Annotated in this window: 19 protein-coding genes, 2 tRNA genes and 1 pseudogene; 10 read left to right on the forward strand and 12 right to left on the reverse strand. The window is 50.6% G+C overall.

All coding sequences use genetic code 11. The annotated features are described in order from the left end of the window. Positions 1-37 precede the first annotated feature (37 nt). On the reverse strand, positions 38-1,870 hold the full coding sequence (gene uvrC, locus H2P46_RS00405) for an excinuclease ABC subunit UvrC (protein WP_193403251.1): 1,833 nt from the start codon (positions 1,868-1,870) through the stop codon (positions 38-40). Beyond that, positions 1,863-2,522, reverse strand: coding sequence for a UvrY/SirA/GacA family response regulator transcription factor (uvrY, locus tag H2P46_RS00410; protein WP_193403252.1), 660 nt, complete (start codon positions 2,520-2,522; stop codon positions 1,863-1,865). The genes uvrC and uvrY overlap by 8 nt, the downstream gene beginning before the upstream one ends. A gap of 430 nt (positions 2,523-2,952) precedes the next feature. Between uvrY and H2P46_RS00415 the strand changes: the two genes are divergently transcribed. Beyond that, positions 2,953-3,177, forward strand: a complete 225-nt coding sequence (locus H2P46_RS00415; RefSeq protein WP_193403253.1) for a DUF2594 family protein — start codon at positions 2,953-2,955, stop codon at positions 3,175-3,177. A gap of 32 nt (positions 3,178-3,209) precedes the next feature. Here the strand turns inward: H2P46_RS00415 and H2P46_RS00420 are convergent, their stop codons facing one another. From H2P46_RS00420 to H2P46_RS00430, 3 genes are all read right to left on the reverse strand, one after another. Continuing rightward, positions 3,210-3,821: an acyl-homoserine-lactone synthase gene (locus H2P46_RS00420; RefSeq protein WP_193403913.1), complete on the reverse strand. Its 612-nt coding sequence runs from the start codon at positions 3,819-3,821 to the stop codon at positions 3,210-3,212. A gap of 121 nt (positions 3,822-3,942) precedes the next feature. Beyond that, entirely contained in the window at positions 3,943-4,632 is a 690-nt protein-coding gene (gene sdiA, locus H2P46_RS00425; protein WP_193403912.1) for an autoinducer binding domain-containing protein, read from the reverse strand. 9 nt (positions 4,633-4,641) lie between these two features. Next, positions 4,642-5,339, reverse strand: a protein-coding gene (locus H2P46_RS00430) for an IS1 family transposase (protein WP_239952247.1) whose coding sequence is annotated in 2 segments (ribosomal slippage) — positions 4,642-5,090 and positions 5,090-5,339 — 699 coding nt in all. Because the reading frame shifts where the segments join, the coding sequence is not laid out codon by codon here. 54 nt (positions 5,340-5,393) lie between these two features. On the opposite strand from H2P46_RS00430, the pseudogene H2P46_RS00435 reads away from it, so the two are divergent. After that, a pseudogene (locus H2P46_RS00435) lies at positions 5,394-5,636 on the forward strand (pyrimidine utilization transport protein G); the annotation flags it as partial. Here H2P46_RS00435 and H2P46_RS00440 read toward each other — a convergent pair. Next, positions 5,637-6,551: a DMT family transporter gene (locus tag H2P46_RS00440; RefSeq protein WP_193403254.1), complete on the reverse strand. Its 915-nt coding sequence runs from the start codon at positions 6,549-6,551 to the stop codon at positions 5,637-5,639. 98 nt (positions 6,552-6,649) lie between these two features. Beyond that, positions 6,650-6,826, reverse strand: a complete 177-nt coding sequence (locus tag H2P46_RS00445; protein ID WP_193403255.1) for a con-10 family general stress protein — start codon at positions 6,824-6,826, stop codon at positions 6,650-6,652. 307 nt (positions 6,827-7,133) lie between these two features. Between H2P46_RS00445 and wrbA the strand changes: the two genes are divergently transcribed. Genes wrbA through H2P46_RS00460 form a run of 3 tightly spaced genes read left to right on the forward strand, consistent with a single transcriptional unit; the run spans position 7,134 to position 9,427 of the window. After that, a complete protein-coding gene (gene wrbA, locus H2P46_RS00450) occupies positions 7,134-7,733 on the forward strand; it encodes an NAD(P)H:quinone oxidoreductase (protein WP_193403256.1) in 600 nt (199 codons plus the stop codon). 32 nt (positions 7,734-7,765) lie between these two features. After that, positions 7,766-7,996 (forward strand): YccJ family protein, encoded by a 231-nt coding sequence (locus H2P46_RS00455; protein ID WP_193403257.1) that lies wholly within the window; start codon positions 7,766-7,768, stop codon positions 7,994-7,996. Between the two features lie 57 nt (positions 7,997-8,053). Then, on the forward strand, positions 8,054-9,427 hold the full coding sequence (locus tag H2P46_RS00460) for an NAD-dependent succinate-semialdehyde dehydrogenase (protein ID WP_193403258.1): 1,374 nt from the start codon (positions 8,054-8,056) through the stop codon (positions 9,425-9,427). 63 nt (positions 9,428-9,490) lie between these two features. On the opposite strand, the gene agp is transcribed toward H2P46_RS00460, so the two are convergent. From agp to H2P46_RS00475, 3 genes are all read right to left on the reverse strand, one after another. Further along, complete coding sequence (gene agp / locus H2P46_RS00465) at positions 9,491-11,176, reverse strand: bifunctional glucose-1-phosphatase/inositol phosphatase (protein ID WP_193403259.1); 1,686 nt, start codon at positions 11,174-11,176, stop codon at positions 9,491-9,493. A 263-nt stretch (positions 11,177-11,439) separates the two neighbouring features. Beyond that, positions 11,440-11,527: transfer RNA gene (locus H2P46_RS00470), tRNA-Ser, on the reverse strand. 74 nt (positions 11,528-11,601) lie between these two features. After that, positions 11,602-11,689 (reverse strand) — tRNA-Ser (locus tag H2P46_RS00475). A gap of 220 nt (positions 11,690-11,909) precedes the next feature. On the opposite strand from H2P46_RS00475, the gene yccA reads away from it, so the two are divergent. Then, positions 11,910-12,566 carry an FtsH protease modulator YccA gene (yccA, locus tag H2P46_RS00480; protein ID WP_193403260.1) on the forward strand — a complete coding sequence of 219 codons (657 nt, stop codon included), beginning with the start codon at positions 11,910-11,912 and terminating at the stop codon, positions 12,564-12,566. A gap of 106 nt (positions 12,567-12,672) precedes the next feature. Next, complete coding sequence (locus H2P46_RS00485) at positions 12,673-12,999, forward strand: TusE/DsrC/DsvC family sulfur relay protein (RefSeq protein WP_193403261.1); 327 nt, start codon at positions 12,673-12,675, stop codon at positions 12,997-12,999. On the opposite strand, the gene yccX is transcribed toward H2P46_RS00485, so the two are convergent. Next, positions 13,000-13,278, reverse strand: a complete 279-nt coding sequence (gene yccX, locus H2P46_RS00490) for an acylphosphatase (RefSeq protein WP_193403262.1) — start codon at positions 13,276-13,278, stop codon at positions 13,000-13,002. 85 nt (positions 13,279-13,363) lie between these two features. On the opposite strand from yccX, the gene rlmI reads away from it, so the two are divergent. Together rlmI and hspQ are read left to right on the forward strand one after the other, a co-directional pair. Next, on the forward strand, positions 13,364-14,554 hold the full coding sequence (rlmI, locus tag H2P46_RS00495) for a 23S rRNA (cytosine(1962)-C(5))-methyltransferase RlmI (RefSeq protein ID WP_193403263.1): 1,191 nt from the start codon (positions 13,364-13,366) through the stop codon (positions 14,552-14,554). A 60-nt stretch (positions 14,555-14,614) separates the two neighbouring features. Next, positions 14,615-14,932, forward strand: a complete 318-nt coding sequence (gene hspQ, locus H2P46_RS00500; RefSeq protein WP_193403264.1) for a heat shock protein HspQ — start codon at positions 14,615-14,617, stop codon at positions 14,930-14,932. A 33-nt stretch (positions 14,933-14,965) separates the two neighbouring features. On the opposite strand, the gene H2P46_RS00505 is transcribed toward hspQ, so the two are convergent. Next, on the reverse strand, positions 14,966-15,388 hold the full coding sequence (locus H2P46_RS00505) for a CoA-binding protein (protein ID WP_193403265.1): 423 nt from the start codon (positions 15,386-15,388) through the stop codon (positions 14,966-14,968). A 176-nt stretch (positions 15,389-15,564) separates the two neighbouring features. Between H2P46_RS00505 and H2P46_RS00510 the strand changes: the two genes are divergently transcribed. Next, positions 15,565-16,203, forward strand: coding sequence for a YccT family protein (locus H2P46_RS00510; protein WP_193403266.1), 639 nt, complete (start codon positions 15,565-15,567; stop codon positions 16,201-16,203). Positions 16,204-16,237 lie beyond the last annotated feature (34 nt).

A 16,237-nucleotide genomic window follows, 5' to 3' on the forward strand; every position in this document is an offset into this window, starting at 1 on the left:
TAACGTATGTTCCTACATTGCCCACCCCGTTTCAATGCTAGTGTTTCAACGAATAGTAGATTTTTTCCGCTAAAGCGAAGGATATGCCGGGTACATTGGCGATTTCTTCCACCGAGGCATTCATCAAAGGCTGCAAGCCGCCCATGTATTTAAGCAGTTGCTGACGCCGTTTCGGTCCCACCCCTTCGATACTTTCCAGTGCGCTGGTGTTCTTTACTTTCGCCCGTTTTTTTCGGTGGCCCGAAATTGCATGATTGTGAGCGTCATCACGAATATGCTGAATAACATGTAGCGCTGGCGCATCTGGCGGCAATGAAACACCCTCGCCTTCCGGTTCAAAGAACAGCGTTTCCAGTCCGGCTTTGCGATCGCTACCTTTCGCCACGCCTAATAAAACAGGGCGTGATTTATCCCATGGCACGTCCAGTTCGGCAAATACCTGCCTGGCCTGCGCCAGCTGTCCTTTGCCCCCATCAATCAGGATCACGTCGGGAATTTTGTCTTCTTCAATCGCTTTACCATAGCGACGGCGTAGCACCTGATTCATTGCGGCATAATCATCGCCAGGCGTAATGTCGCTGATATTGTAGCGTCGGTAATCCGCGCGCAACGGCCCATTTTGATCAAAGACCACGCAGGACGCGATAGTCTGCTCCCCCATGGTATGGCTGATGTCGAAACACTCCATCCGGCTGATTTTGTCGAGTTCAAGAAACGTCGCCAGTGCTTTCAGACGTTGCTGAATCGTCGAGTGCTGCGATAACCGCGTCGTTAATGCCGTAGCGGCATTAGTACGAGCCAGTTTCAGATAACGGGCACGGTCACCGCGCGGTTTACTCTGAATATTGACGCGGCGTCCCGCCAGTTCACTCAGTGATTCCGCCAGCAGTTCACGCTCTGGCAAAGTAAAATCGAGCAAAATTTCGCCCGGCAAGGTACGCGCCTCACTACCTTGCAGGTAGAACTGTCCGACAAACGTTTGCACCACCTCTGCCAGATCCGTATCCACAGGGACTTTGGGAAAGTAGCTACGGCTGCCTAATACTTTGCCCTGGCGAATAAACAGCACGTGCAAACATGCCATGCCTGCGTCGTAAGCCACGCCTATCACGTCGAGATCATCCCCCTGATTGGAGACAAACTGCTTCTCAGTGATACGCCGGACGGCCTGGATTTGATCGCGTAGCCGGGCCGCCTCCTCAAAGCGCAGACCCATGCTTGCCTCTTCCATTCGTTTCACCAACAGGTTAAGTACCTGATCGTCTTTACCAGCCAGAAACAGCCGCACATAATCCGTTTGCTGCGCATACTCTTCCTCACTGACTAAGCCAGCAACGCACGGGCCAAGGCAACGACCGATCTGATATTGCAGACAAGGACGTGAGCGGTTGCGGTAGACGCTGTTCTCACACTGGCGTACAGGAAAAACTTTTTGCAACAGTGCCAGCGTTTCGCGCACGGCATAACCGTTTGGAAACGGACCGAAATATTCGCCTTTTGCATGTTTAGCGCCGCGATGCATCGCCAGGCGTGGATGGGTATCGCTGCTCAGGAAAATATAGGGATAAGATTTATCGTCACGCAGCAGCACGTTATAACGCGGCTGATAGAGCTTGATGTAATTATGCTCCAGCAGCAGCGCTTCGGTTTCAGTGTGGGTTACGGTGACATCGATATGCTGGATATTACTCACCAGCGCTTCGGTTTTACGGCTGCCAACCTGGCGACGAAAATAGCTGGTAAGACGCTTTTTCAGGTCTTTGGCTTTGCCGACATAGATCACGGTTCCCGAGGCGTCATACATACGATAGACGCCGGGCTTGCTGGTTACTGTACTCAGAAAGGCTTTGGCATTAAAAACGTCATTCACTACTGATTAACGGCTCCGCATTGAACAGGCCATGTCGAATGGCCAGATGCGTTAACTCTACATCACCGCTGATATTCAGTTTGCTGAACATACGGTAACGATAACTGTTAACGGTTTTAGGACTGAGATTTAGCTGCTCGGAAATTTCTGTCACCTTTTGTCCTTTGGTGATCATCAGCATAATCTGCAATTCCCTTTCCGACAAACAGCTAAAGGGGGATTCGGTTTTTTGCGGTTCAATCTGGCTTAATGCCATCTGCTGTGCAATATCAGACGCAATATAGCGCTGGCCGGCGTTGACTGAACGAATGGCATTGACCACTTCCTGCGGCGCAGCGCCTTTGCTCAGGTAACCGGCGGCGCCAGCCTGCATCACTTTTGCCGGCAGTGGATTTTCGGTGTGAATGGTCAACATGATGATTTTGATGTCGGGATTATAGCGCACGATTTTTCGCGTCGCTTCCAGCCCGCCAATACCGGGCATATTCATATCCATCAGAATAACGTCAACCTGATGCGTGCGACACCATTTCACCGCATCTTCGCCACAGCAGGCTTCGCCCGCAATCATCAGACCTTTAATATCTTCCAAAATGCGGCGAATACCGGCGCGGACCAGTTCATGGTCATCAACAAGCAGCACACTGATCAACGAGAAACACTCCGCAGGCTAAATAAAGAGGAAGTAATTAACGATAACAAACAGCAATCATACCTGCTTTTAACTTAAAAGCACATCAACAAAGCGAAAGGGTAACGCTATTTCCTGATTTACATCAAACCAACAATAACGTAGAGATAAAACAGTTTTCCTTTCATAATTTGTTGAACTTTTTAATTAAAAAATATTTATTTTTCAATTAAATAAAAATAAAAGCCAGCCAGGGAGTTAATCGCTGTGCTTTATTACTCTTCCAGTCAAACTAAATGATTGTGCGGCGACATTGATAAATACTTCTGGTTTAAGTGCCCGGCAGGAATAAGCGAAGCGGGAACACCTTCTCGTCATTTGCACTGTGATATACTCCCCCACTGTTGTGCGGGCAGATTGCCGACACGTAGTCAATCAACAAGGAGAATTTATGAGCGACGAAGATTTTGCTACCTCGCAGGAGACACAGAAACTGGCTGACGAAGTAGCCTGCCTGAAGATGATGGTGACTCTAATTCTGAAAGGAATGGGCCAGGCAGATGCCGGGAAAGTAATTATCAATATGGAACGTTATGTTCAGACGCTTGGCGATAAACCGCAGGCCGAAGTGTTCAGCAATACCATAAAACAGATTAAAACCGCTTACCGCCAGTAGGCGGACTTTGCCCCCGCGTTGGGGGCAAAGCCTCAATTGTATGATTGCCAGTTAACCGAAACGCCCAGTGAAGGCAGCACTTCTTCCGGGCTAAAACGACGCGTACCGCGATACTTTTCAGCCAACGCAGGTTGACTCACCGGAATGCGGATCGCGAAGAGATTATCTTCTGACTGAATCAAACCCGGCGTCAGCGGATCGTAAGCGACCTGATGCTGTTCAAACATTTTTTCCAGCATCGGCGTCGCCGAGCTAATAATATATTCTCTTCCGTTAAGCTCAGCCAGCTGCACGGCATGCCAGAGAATATTCAGCGGTAATTCTGGGTCGGCTTCCAGCCTTGCTGAATAGCGCGACATTTCCCACACTTTTTCGTGACTGAACGGCAGAACAATGCCTTCATTTTGTTCAGGCTCATACCACGGCATTAAACGTGCGCAGCCACAAATTCCTGCACGCGCATTCCAGGCAATTAACCAGGTCACATCTGAGCGATCATAACGGTCATATTCCTGACCCGGCGTGCTTAAACGAGGCGGAATCGACCACCCTTCGCCGCGAGCAAAAACGCTGTAACGGTAGCTGCCTAATTCGGCAAGCAAAGAGGATGGCATATCCTTTAATTGCGTTTGAATTATTTTCATCATGCGCCTTTAACATCCCCATGTTTACAATGATTTCTTTGCGCCAGCCTGGCAACGCACTGGCGCAGGGTAGACAACTGACTTAAACGAGGGAACTACTAAAATTGGTAGTTGTGTTTAATTAAATCAGTCCAATTGCCGCTGCATAACAGGCAATCTGCGTTTTATTGGAAACATTGAAACGTTTTTGCATATTCTTTTGGTGAAAATTCACTGTATGTTCGGAAATGGATAAAATAAGTGAAATTTCAACCGAGGTTTTACCTTCGGCGGTCCATTTTAAAATTTCCAGTTCACGCTGGCTAAAATCATTTTTCAGGACCAGCATCGCCTCATCACCTAAACGTTCTAATACACGTAAACTCAGCTCCGCCAGAAAGTGTAGTTTTACTTCCAGTTCTGTGTGGCGATGCTGCGTGATCAGCGGTTGGTGTGATGATACAGATAATATACCAATGGCGCGATTTAGTGCCATGGCAGAACAAGAAAAGCCGCTGAGCAAGCCAAACCCGCCCGCTTCTGCCCATAGATTTCCCGCGTCGGTAAACAGATCGGCTGTCCATTCTAGTCCTCTACCCGGTCGCTGACAAAAGATCAGAACCGGATCAACAGCAAAGTAATTCTGCTGTTCGTAATGCTTCACCCATAATTCGGGATAAGTGCTGTGCAAATGAAAACGTGGCCGGGTAAAAGGCACCGGATGCTGGATCAGAAAAGCAAAGCAATCAAATCCTAATGATTCGGTATAGTTCTGTAACAGCTGCTTTAATTGTGATGCAGCCGTTAAAGCTAAAAATCGATTTTCGGTAATGACTCCAACTTACTGATAGTGTTTTATGTTCAGATAATGTCCGATGACCTTGTCATGCAGCTCCACCGATTTTGAGAACGACAGTGACTTCCGTCCCAGCCTTGCCAGATGTTGTCTCAGATTCAGGTTATGTCGCTCAATGCGCTGAGTGTAACGCTTGCTGATAACGTGCAGCTTTCCCTTCAGGCGTGATTCATACAGCGGCCAGCCATCCGTCATCCATACCACGACCTCAAAGGCCGACAGCAGGCTCAGAAGACGCTCCAGTGTGGCCAGAGTGCGTTCACCGAAGACGTGTGCCACAACCGTCCTCCGTATCCTGTCATACGCGTAAAACAGCCAGCGCTGACGTGATTTAGCACCGACGTAGCCCCACTGTTCGTCCATTTCAGCGCAGACAATCACATCACTGCCCGGTTGTATGCGCGAGGTTACCGACTGCGGCCTGAGTTTTTTAAGTGACGTAAAACCGTGTTGAGGCCAATGCCCATAATGCGTGCACTGGCGCGACATCCGACGCCATTCATGGCCATATCAATGATTGTCTGGTGCGTACCGGGCTGAGAGGCGGTGTAAGTGAACTGTAGTTGCCATGTTTTACGGCAATGAGAGCAGAGATAGCGCTGATGTCCGGCAGTGCTTTTGCCGTTACGCACCACGCCTTCAGTAGCGGAGCAGGAAGGACATCTGATGGAAATGGAAGCCACGCAAGCACCTCAAAATCACCATCATACACTAAATCAGTAAGTTGGGAGCATTACCTGATTGCTGTGGCAGGCGCACGTATCTGGGTACAAAACCACGTCGATTTCAGCCAGAACGGCAATCTGATTATGGTCGCGACGACACTGGTGCTTGGCGCGGGCGACTTCACGCTAAAAATTGGACAATTTACGTTGGGCGGCATTGGCACCGCTACTTTTGGCGCAATTATTCTTAATGCCGTTCTGCGTCGTCGCAGCACGACGTTGACAGAAAATAAGGTAGCGCGCCAGGATAGTTAACTACTCAAGCGGTGTGGTTACTGGCTGCTCCGCTTTTTTGCGCTTAAACCGCAATTCGCTGACGATGACACCACAAACTATCAATGCCCCACCCAGCAGCGCTGCAGCTGGCAAACGCTCTCCGGCAACCCGACCCACAACGCCCGCCCACACCGGTTCACCCGCATAGATCACCGTAGCCCGTGTCGGTGAAACGCTGCGCTGCGCCCAATTCATCGTGACCTGAATTAAGGCGCTGGCGGCCCCTAAGCCTAACGCGCTAAACAGCAGCGGCAGGGAAAGCGTTGGGATCGATTCGCCGTTGGGCACCATAAAACAGAAGGCGCATAGCGATGCGACGGCGAGCTGAATCAGCGTAACGCGACGAATATCCACTTTGCCGGCGTAACGGCTAATCAGAATGATTTCGGCGGCAATCGCCAGCGTGCTCAGTAAGGTGGCAATTTCACCAGCGTTCAGGCTAATGCGCCCTTCCTGGGGGCCTGCCACCAACATCAAACCACTAAAAGCCAGTAGAATGCCCAGCCAGGCCATCAGACCCGGCGGACGGCGCAAAAACAGCCACTGTAATAACGGCACTACCGGCACATATAACGCAGTAAGAAACGCTGACTGGCTGCTGGAAATGGTCTGCATTCCCCAGGTTTGCAGGCCATAGCCACCCGCAATCGCAACCCCTATCAGCGAACCGGCTTTGATTTCCGTCAAGGTCATTGCTGCCAGATAACGACGGAAAAAGAAAGCCAGCAATAGGGCTGCTGTGGCAAAACGCAGGCCGACAAAGAAAAACGGCCCGGAATATTGCACAGCACGATGCACCACCAAAAAGGTGCCGCCCCAGATCATAGTAATAAGGATTAATATCATTTCCTGGCGCGAGAGACGCAAGGATAAACGGCGGCTGGCGTCCGACATAATTCACCTGACAATGGATTCGGGCGTCATTTTGCGAAGCGGAACAGAGAAAAGCAATAACGTTAGCCGCCGGAATTCACCGGCGGCAGAGAGCACCATTAAGCGTCAGCGGTTTTCTTATTACTGCTACGTCCTCCCTTTTCCCCGGCACGTGCAGCCCGTTGCGGATCATTTTTAAAATTACCGCCGCTGTTTTTGCCGCCTTTGCGTCCGGCTTCGGCCGCACGCTCCCGGTTTTCGGCGAAATTTCCTGAACCTCCACGATGTGTTGCCATAGTGTGCTCCGGTTGTAAAATCGCAATAGTTTATGAATATTTACCCGCGTTTGAGTAAATCCGGCTGATTGCCCGTTTCGCAATCATGGTTAAAGCTTAGCCAGTTTTGCCCCTACCCTGCCAACCGTTACATTTGGCAACAGATAATCCGCTGCCAGTTTGCCTGATTATCGAACATTTAATCCCCTTTTGGTCCTTTACCGGCTGATTACCGGGCCTGGAAACGTCTTCGTATACGCGACAAATTCGCAGCCTAATAAAGCTCTTCTATACTTTTGGTACGCTAAATAACCGAAGGGAGAGATGAATGGCCAAGATTCTGGTGCTTTATTACTCAATGTATGGACATATAGAAACGATGGCGAATGCAGTTGCTGAAGGCGCCCGCAAGGTTCCTGGTACAGAAGTCGATATTTTGCGTGTGCCAGAAACCATGGATGCAGAACTCTTTGCCCAGGTTGGCGGGAAAACCCAGCAGGCTTCCGCAGAAGCTACCCCAGAAATCCTTCCGCAGTACGATGCCATTATCGTTGGCACGCCAACCCGCTTCGGCAATATGTCGGGCCAGATGCGCACCTTTTGGGATCGCACGGGCGGACTCTGGGCTTCCGGTGCCTTGTTCGGAAAAATAGCCAGCGTCTTTTCTTCTACTGGCACTGGCGGCGGGCAAGAACAAACGATTACTTCAGTCTGGACCACGTTAGCGCATCACGGCATGGTGATTGTCCCGATTGGCTACGGTACGAAAGAGCTGTTCGATATATCGCAAGTGCGCGGCGGTACGCCTTATGGCGCGACCACCCTGGCTGGCGGCGACGGCTCACGCCAGCCCACAGAAGTGGAACTGAATATCGCCCGCTTTCAGGGTGAACACGTTGCCGGGCTGGCAGCAAAACTGACGAACTGAATTCATACTGGATTTCACTCAAGGAGATCACTATGGCGACCGACCAAGCAAAAGCACATCACGTTGGCGAGTGGGCCAGCCTGCGTCACACCTCACCTGAAATCGCCGAGGCTATTTTTGAAGTGGCGAATTACGACGAAAAACTTGCAGAAGAAATTTGGCGTCAGCAAGGCAATGATGAAGTCCTGTTCCGTGCCTTTGATAAAACCGATGAAGATGTCCTGACCTGGGACGACAAGCCGGTAGAACGTAAGAACGTTTAATTCTAAGGCGGGACTTTCCCGCCTTTATCTTTTAGATAACTGATTATGGAGCGCTGTATGTCTTCCTATCAAAGCATTAATCCTGCGAATAACCAGTTGCTGAAAAGCTGGCCTTCCCACGACGCGACGGCAGTAAGCCAGGCGCTGGATGTGGCCGATCGCCTGTTCCATTCACGCTGGAGCAAAGGGGATATTCAGCCGCGTGTGCAGGTGCTAAAAAAACTGGCCGGGTTAATTGATAGCCGGGCCGAAGAGCTGGCTATCATTGCCAGTACAGAGATGGGCAAGCTGATTGGCCAAAGTCGCAGCGAAGTAAAACTTTGCGCTCAAATTGCGCGTTATTATGCAGAAAATGCCGAATGCCTCCTTAAACCACAGTCTTATCCAGGCGAGGTGGGCGAGGCCTGGGTAGAGTTTCATCCGATTGGCGTGCTGGTCGCTGTTGAGCCGTGGAACTTTCCTTATTACCAGCTTATGCGCGTGCTGGCACCGAATCTGGCATTAGGTAATCCAGTGCTGGCAAAACATGCCAATATCGTCCCGCATTGCGCTGACGTTTTTGAGAAGCTGGTAAAAGAAGCGGGCGCGCCAGACGGAGCATGGACCAATCTGTTTATTTCCACCGATCAGGTTGCCGGGTTGATCGCCGATGATCGTGTTAAGGGCGTGGCGCTGACGGGGTCTGAACGTGCGGGTAGCGCAGTGGCTGAGCAAGCCGGTAAGCATCTGAAAAAGTCCACGCTGGAACTTGGCGGTAATGACGTATTTATTGTGATGGACGATGCAGATATTGATGAGGCGGTACGTCAGGGCGTGCAGGCGCGAATCAGCAACTGTGGCCAGGTTTGTACTGCTGCGAAGCGCTTTATTCTGCATGAAAAGATCGCTGATCATTTCATCGAAAAATTCAGTGCAGCGCTTTCAGCAGCAACGCCCGGCGATCCGCTGGATGAAAAAACCTTGCTCGGCCCGCTGTCCTCAAGCGATGCACGCGAGCGTCTGGCGAAACAGGTTAATGAAGCCGTTGCTCATGGTGCGAAACTGCTCATCGGCGGCAAAGTGGTTGCTGGCGTGGGCTACTATTATCAGCCAACCATACTGACCGGGATTAAACCCGAGAACCCGGCATACTATCAGGAGTTTTTCGGCCCGGTGGCACAGGTTTACGTCGTTGGCGATGATAACGCAGCGATAGCGCTTGCCAATGACTCTCGTTACGGCCTGGGGGGTTCAGTCTGGACCAGGGACATCGATCGCGGTCGTAAGCTGGCTTCAGCAATCGAAACGGGCATGGTATTTATCAACTCGCAAAGTGATACTTCAGCCGAGCTGCCCTTCGGTGGCGTGAAACGTTCAGGCTACGGACGCGAACTTGCTGACCTGGGCATTAAAGAGTTTGCCAATCAGAAACTGGTAGTGATTGCCTGTTAACGGCCATGCAGATTTACGGACATAAAAAACCCCGTCGTGACGGGGTTTTTTATTAGCGCGGAATTAATTCGCGGTGGCTGGCTGCGCAGCCTTATTGCTGTTACTTTCTGCAGCTGACGCTTTCCCTGCTGCGGTTTTATCTGCGTCCGCTTTAGCTTTGTCAGCTTTATCCTTCTCTTCTGCGGCCTTAGCCTCAGCTGCTTTTTTGGCGGCAGCTTTATCGGCTGCAACTTTGTCAGCAGCAGCTTTATCTGCTTTAGCCTTTTCGTCTTCTGCTTTTGCATCAGACGCTTTTTGCGCAGCAGCTTTGGCTGTTGCGGCCTTGTCAGCAGCAGCTTTATCTGTTTTGGCCTTCTCTTCTGTCGCTTTAGCCTCAGCCGCCTTCTGTGTGGCTACGTTGTCAGCCGCCACCTGATCGTTCCCGGCTTGCGCCTGATTATCTGCTGACTGTGCATCGGCAGCAGGCTGTGCGGCCGGTTGCGGTACTGGCGGCTGCATAGGTGTACCTTGCAGCGCACTATTCAGAACCTGAGCAAATTGATCCCACGCACAGTAGCCATTCGCGTCAGACTGGCAGCCCGCCAGCTGTAGCGTTACGCGCTTAGGTGGGTTTTTCAGGCTCAGGACATCCCCGTCACGCAACTGATCGGCGGTTTGATAAACGTACTCAACCTTCAGCAGGTCTTTATCATTTTTGCCATCGTGCCAGCGCTCAAATACCACCTGACCGCCAATAGGCGTCTTTTCGTAGGTGTCTGGCAGCGCGTACGGCTTAACCTGCAACGCACTTAGCAGCGAAGCAATATTCGAGTCATGCCCCACCATTAAGGTCACTTTCGGCGCGTTGGCTTTATCCTGATCGACTAACTGACTGCGGATGTAATCCACCAGCGGTGCAGCGACTTCACGCGCAACGTCTGAGCTGGTAAATAACGTATCCTGGTAACCATTTTTAATCGCTGACAATTCTTTCCACTGTTCAGGCGTTTTGATTTGGCCCCACGCAACCTGATCCAGCGGGAAACCTTCGTAATATTGCAGTGTGAAAGCATCCATCAATGAGTTACCCACTTTCAGTGGGCCGCTAACATTGGGTTCCTTACCGTTGTCAGCGGTAAACGTATTCTCTGCGTTGCTTAAATCACACTGTTTCTTGCTATTGCAGGCGGGCGCAGATTTGTAATCAATGATCTTTTCCAGACGCTGCAAAGCGGGCTTTAACGCCAGTTTTTCATTGGCAGCGGCCATTGCGGCCAGCGCTTTTTTATTAAATGCATCGCTACCGTCAGTGACGACAGGATTAAAGACTGGATCCATGGTGCCCATTGCGTCCTGATGCGTAACCGCAATATCACAACCAGGGAAAGCGCCATTAACAAAGAACTGGGCGGTGGCTACGGTGCGCTGCAGGCTGTTAGCGTAAACAAAAATATTATCGCTCTCTGGACAGCTATCGTTTTTCACCAAACCTTGTTGCGCCAGCCATTGGCGAGTGTAATTGCCCATGTAGATTTCCAGCACGCCACCTTTGGTAGTGAGCTGTCCGCCTGGCACATCCCATTGCGGCCATTTTTTCCGGGTCGCCTGCTCCAGTACGCTGCCATTATCTGCCAGCGGCGCGCGTAAATTGTGTCGGCTCACCATCAGCACCTGCTGAAGTTGCATACCTCCGTCAGCGGCTTGTGCCACTGCCCCAATCGGTAATGCTGCGAGCACCGACAATGCGCAAAGACTCAGTTTCTTGATCATTGTGCCTATTCCATTTATTCAGTAAAGAAACACTCAGGCTATCAACCGATTAGCTCGCCTGAAGCGAAGTGCTGCACAGTGTAACTCAGCTCGCCTCGGAAAAGCGCCAAATGATTGTAAAAACAGTTAATGGACTATAGCAGAGTTGCTAATGGGAATTGCAGACAAGACAGCAGATTGAAAAGCCATAGGATACTTTTCAGAATCCCTGAAGGGAAAAGCAGAAACGAAACAGGCCAGCACGAATGCTGGCCTGTAAAATGTGGCGGAGGAGGAGAGATTCGAACTCTCGGATGGTTTCCCATCGGCGGTTTTCAAGACCGCTGCCTTAAGCCGCTCGGCCACCCCTCCGTTTTGAAACTGTTACTGCGGCAAAAACGTTATAGGTCATATTTTTGCCATTTCATCGCATTACGCTGATGAAGTGGCGGAGGAGGAGAGATTCGAACTCTCGGATGGTTTCCCATCGGCGGTTTTCAAGACCGCTGCCTTAAGCCGCTCGGCCACCCCTCCGCAATGAGGCGCACTATAAACATCCCCCTGTAAGATGTAAAGCCCGGCTCAATTCGTTCGGCTGAAAAACAGCCAAATAGTATTTTTTCGTCGCCAAATTCATCATTCTGCTCAAATAATTAGCATCTTTACGCGTAAAGAAGGGTAAAACGCCTTTTCCCACTTTATGGCACTGCGTATTCTCAGCGCATATTTGGTGTTCTGCTGACAGGAGCGCAACATGGACAGAATAATATCTTCTTCATCGCAGCAATCGCTGCTGAATACACACAGAGTTCTACGTAACACGTATTTCCTTCTGGGCCTGACACTGGCTTTCTCCGCAGTGACCGCAACGGCCAGCACGATGCTGGGCTTACCGGCTCCGGGTTTGATCTTAATGCTGGTCGGCTTCTACGGATTGATGTTTCTGACCTATCGCCTGGCGAATAGCCCAACGGGCATCCTGGCTGCTTTCGCATTTACCGGCTTTCTGGGTTATTGCCTTGGCCCGATTCTTAGTACGTTTCTGACCGCTGGCATGGGCGATGTGATTGCGCTGGCGCTGGGCGGAACCGCACTGGTGTTCTTCTGCTGTTCGGCTTATGTATTAACTACCCGCCGGGATATGTCCTTCCTTGGCGGTATGATGATGGCCGGCTTCGTGGTGCTGTTAGTGGCTGTCGTCGCCAATATCTTTCTGCAACTGCCTGCACTGCAGCTGGCGATTAGCGCCCTGTTTATTCTGTTCTCCACCGGCGCAATTTTGTGGGAAACCAGTAATATTATCCATGGCGGTGAAACCAATTACATTCGTGCAACCGTGAGCCTGTACGTGTCGCTATATAATATCTTTGTCAGCCTGCTAAGCCTGCTGGGTTTCGCCCGCAGCAACTAAACCCCCATTTGTGGCAGACTGTAACGAAACCCCGCTCGGCGGGGTTTTATTTTTTATGCCGATGTAATTTGGTAAAATGCGCCGTGATCTTTTGTGAGGAAATAACGTGGATTTTAACGGTATCCAGATTGCAGTTGACGCCGAAGGCTATTTAAAAAATCAAAACGACTGGAACGAAGCACTGGCGGCAAAGATTGCCGGGCTGGAAGGCATCGAAATGACCGATGCCCATTGGGAAGTGGTGCACTTTGTTCGCAACTTTTATAGAGAGTTCAACACGTCGCCTGCGGTGCGTATGCTGGTGAAAGCCATGGCGCAAAAATATGGCGAGGAAAAAGGCAACAGTCGCTATCTGTTTCGCCTGTTCCCGGAAGGTCCAGCTAAACAAGCAACTAAAATTGCCGGTTTGCCTAAACCAGCCAAATGTCTGTGATCAGCCGGTGGTGAAGCTATGTGGCACCTGCGCCGGTTGGTGAGCTTCAACCAGCACGTTATCAACATGCGCGCTGCGCGGCCCACCCGCTTTTAACCAGTCGATCAGGGCTTCTACCTGTTGAGGTTCACCGTAAGCCAACACCTCCACACTACCATCTTCAAGGTTTTTCGCATAACCCAGTACGCCGAGTTGTCTGGCCTGCATTTGTGCGCTGTAGCGAAACCCGACGCCCTGAACCTGACCATGTACCCATGCTTTAAAACAGGCTGCTGACATTATTTACTCCTGCTGCTGTTCGTTGCATTTTTCCGTTATCCACCGGACAATGGCGCCTCATTTTTTCAGGTAAGCATAGCAAACTATGACAGTTCGATTGATTCTCGCGAAGGGACGTGAAAAATCCCTGCTCCGTCGTCATCCCTGGGTTTTTTCCGGTGCAGTCGCACGTATGGAAGGTAAAGCGCAACAGGGTGAAACCATTGATGTTTGTGACAGCAACGGTAACTGGTTGGCTCGCGCCGCCTGGTCACCGCAGTCGCAGATTCGCGCCCGCGTCTGGAGCTGGCAGCAGGATGAGTCCATCGACATTGCTTTTTTTGTTCGTCGCTTTGAACAAGCGCAGCAATGGCGTAAATGGCTCGCTGAGCGAGACGGGCTGGACAGCTACCGCTTGATAGCCGGGGAATCAGACGGTTTACCTAGCGTGACTATCGATCGTTTTGGCCATTTCCTGGTACTGCAGTTGCTATCCGCCGGTGCTGAATATCAGCGCCCTGCCATTATTACTGCCTTACAGCAATGTTTTCCTGAGTGTGCCATTTACGATCGTTCCGATGTTGCAGTTCGCAAAAAAGAGGGGCTGGAACTGTCACAAGGCCCTGTCACCGGTGAATTGCCCCCGCCTCTTCTGCCCATTAATGAACATGGCATGAAATTGCTGGTTGATATTCAGGGCGGCCATAAAACCGGTTATTACCTTGATCAGCGTGACAGTCGCCTGGCAACGCGCCGCTATTCACAAAATGCCCGTGTGCTCAACTGTTTCTCCTATACGGGAGGGTTCGCCGTTTCCGCTTTGATGGGAGGCTGCAGCCAGGTCATCAGCGTAGATACATCACAGGATGCGCTGGATGTCGCTCGCCAAAACGTTGAGCTGAACGGGCTTGACGTGTCGCGCGCGCAATTTCAGCGTGATGATGTATTCAAACTGCTTCGTCGTTACCGTGACAGTGGTGAAAAATTTGATTTGATCGTGATGGATCCCCCCAAATTCGTTGAGAATAAAAGCCAGCTGATGGGCGCCTGTCGCGGTTATAAAGACATTAATATGCTGGCGATTCAGTTACTGAACCCTGGTGGGGTTCTGCTCACGTTTTCCTGTTCAGGTTTAATGGCAACCGATCTGTTCCAAAAAATCATTGCTGATGCTGCCATTGATGCAGGCCGTGAAGTACAGTTTATTGAACAGTTCCGCCAGGCGGCCGACCACCCCGTTATCGCCAGTTATCCCGAAGGACTTTACCTGAAAGGTTTCGCTTGCCGCGTAATGTGACTTGAAAAAACAGCTCGTGACGCCATATTGATCACAGGGCAGTTTTTTTTGGAGGTCATAATGATTGCCAGTAAATTTGGGATTGGTCAGCAGGTTCGTCATCGTCTTTCTGGTGTATTAGGCGTCATTGTTGATGTCGATCCAGAATATTCGTTAGATGAACCAAAGTTAGATGAGGTGGGCGCAGCAGAAAAAATGCGCAGCGCGCCGTGGTATCACGTGGTGATGGAAGATGAAGATGGCGATCGGGTACATACGTATGTCGCAGAAATTCAGCTTTCCGGTGAGACCAGCGTTGAACACCCGGAACAACCTTCCTTAGATGAACTCGCCGCATCGGTGCGTCAACAATTACAGGCGCCGCACTTACGGCATTAATCAGTGGCGGCAGACTACAATGCCGCCACTTTTTTATGCATGCTTTGGTGAAATTCCCAGTCGTGGAATTTCGATTTTAGGGCAGCGATCCATTATCACGGTCATGCCTGCATCCTGCGCCAATACTGCAGCCTGCTCATTAATCACCCCTAACTGTAGCCACAGCGTTTTCGCACCAATGGCAATAGCTTCCTGCGTTACGCCCCACGCGGCTTCAGAATTGCGAAACACATCTACCATATCCACCTTGCCCGGAATATCAGCCAGGCTGGCATATGCGGTTTGGCCTAATAAGGTTTTTCCCGCCAGTTTAGGGTTAACCGGAACCACTTCGTAACCTTGCGCAAGCAGATATTTCATTACAACGTGACCCGGACGTTCCGGTCGATCGCTGGCACCCACCAGCGCAATGCGTTGCGTGCGTGTCAGCACATCACGAATCGTTTGATCATTCATTACTTCCTCCTTTTAGCGACAAGCTAAATTGTAGCTGGACCGGGTAAGGTCAGGGTAAAGGACGGCGCAAATTCTCAGAGCTGACGCACGAATAAATATGTTTAAATGTAAATTTAATGCCATAATGTAAGAATTTGCTACACCTATTCCCTTGCGCCTTATTGCCTGGAGTTGAAATGAAACTGACGTTGACTGTTACGGGGTTGATCACTTTCCTCGTTACAGCGTCCTGTTCTGCCATTACCTTAAAGCTTGATCCGCAGATCGCGCTTTTGGTCCTTGATGGCCGCAAAATTTCGGGTTCGCTACTTAAAGGGGCCGACAGCTTAGAGCTTGACCGAGGCCAGCATCAGTTTCTGTTTCGCGTCGAGCAGCCGGGTGATAATCACCAGAATACATCGTTACGCTATCAATCGACGCCAATGATTGTTACGTTCAGCGCTGCAGTTAAAACTATCACTATCCGTTTGCCTGCGCTGGACAACAAACGCGCGCGCTACCATTTTGATCGCACACTTAACTTTCAACTCATTGATGAACACGGCAAAGAAATTATTAGCTTGCGCGATCGTCTGCCCACTAATGCTGGCGTGGATCTGGAAAAAGCGATGCTGAAATACAATCGCGACGACCAAATCGCTTCCGTTCCGCAATTTGCCGAAACCGCTGCTACAACACTGCCCGGTCAACCCACCGCCGATCTCGCCTGGGTCGATCAGCCTGAGCTGCCTTCATTTAAACGTTGGTTCCAGCGTTTTGATGAATACACGCGCCAACAATTTCTCAATCTGGTCAAAATGTTACGTACAAGTTGATAGACAAGAATGCCAGGGAGTAAACTCGGGCAAC

Origin of the sequence: Mixta mediterraneensis (assembly GCF_014946725.1) — a bacterium.
Classification (GTDB): Bacteria; Pseudomonadota; Gammaproteobacteria; order Enterobacterales; family Enterobacteriaceae; genus Pantoea; species Pantoea mediterraneensis.

Coding starts and splice junctions, on each gene's coding strand:
- H2P46_RS00420 (WP_193403913.1), bottom strand. CDS start 3,821: ATGAAAATAATTCAAACGCAATTAAAGGATATGCCATCCTCTTTGCTT.
- yccA (WP_193403260.1), top strand. CDS start 11,910: ATGGACAGAATAATATCTTCTTCATCGCAGCAATCGCTGCTGAATACA.
- H2P46_RS00460 (WP_193403258.1), top strand. CDS start 8,054: ATGTCTTCCTATCAAAGCATTAATCCTGCGAATAACCAGTTGCTGAAA.
- H2P46_RS00445 (WP_193403255.1), bottom strand. CDS start 6,826: ATGGCAACACATCGTGGAGGTTCAGGAAATTTCGCCGAAAACCGGGAG.
- H2P46_RS00505 (WP_193403265.1), bottom strand. CDS start 15,388: ATGAATGATCAAACGATTCGTGATGTGCTGACACGCACGCAACGCATT.
- H2P46_RS00440 (WP_193403254.1), bottom strand. CDS start 6,551: ATGTCGGACGCCAGCCGCCGTTTATCCTTGCGTCTCTCGCGCCAGGAA.
- agp (WP_193403259.1), bottom strand. CDS start 11,176: ATGATCAAGAAACTGAGTCTTTGCGCATTGTCGGTGCTCGCAGCATTA.
- H2P46_RS00415 (WP_193403253.1), top strand. CDS start 2,953: ATGAGCGACGAAGATTTTGCTACCTCGCAGGAGACACAGAAACTGGCT.
- wrbA (WP_193403256.1), top strand. CDS start 7,134: ATGGCCAAGATTCTGGTGCTTTATTACTCAATGTATGGACATATAGAA.
- hspQ (WP_193403264.1), top strand. CDS start 14,615: ATGATTGCCAGTAAATTTGGGATTGGTCAGCAGGTTCGTCATCGTCTT.
- yccX (WP_193403262.1), bottom strand. CDS start 13,278: ATGTCAGCAGCCTGTTTTAAAGCATGGGTACATGGTCAGGTTCAGGGC.
- H2P46_RS00510 (WP_193403266.1), top strand. CDS start 15,565: ATGAAACTGACGTTGACTGTTACGGGGTTGATCACTTTCCTCGTTACA.
- H2P46_RS00455 (WP_193403257.1), top strand. CDS start 7,766: ATGGCGACCGACCAAGCAAAAGCACATCACGTTGGCGAGTGGGCCAGC.
- rlmI (WP_193403263.1), top strand. CDS start 13,364: ATGACAGTTCGATTGATTCTCGCGAAGGGACGTGAAAAATCCCTGCTC.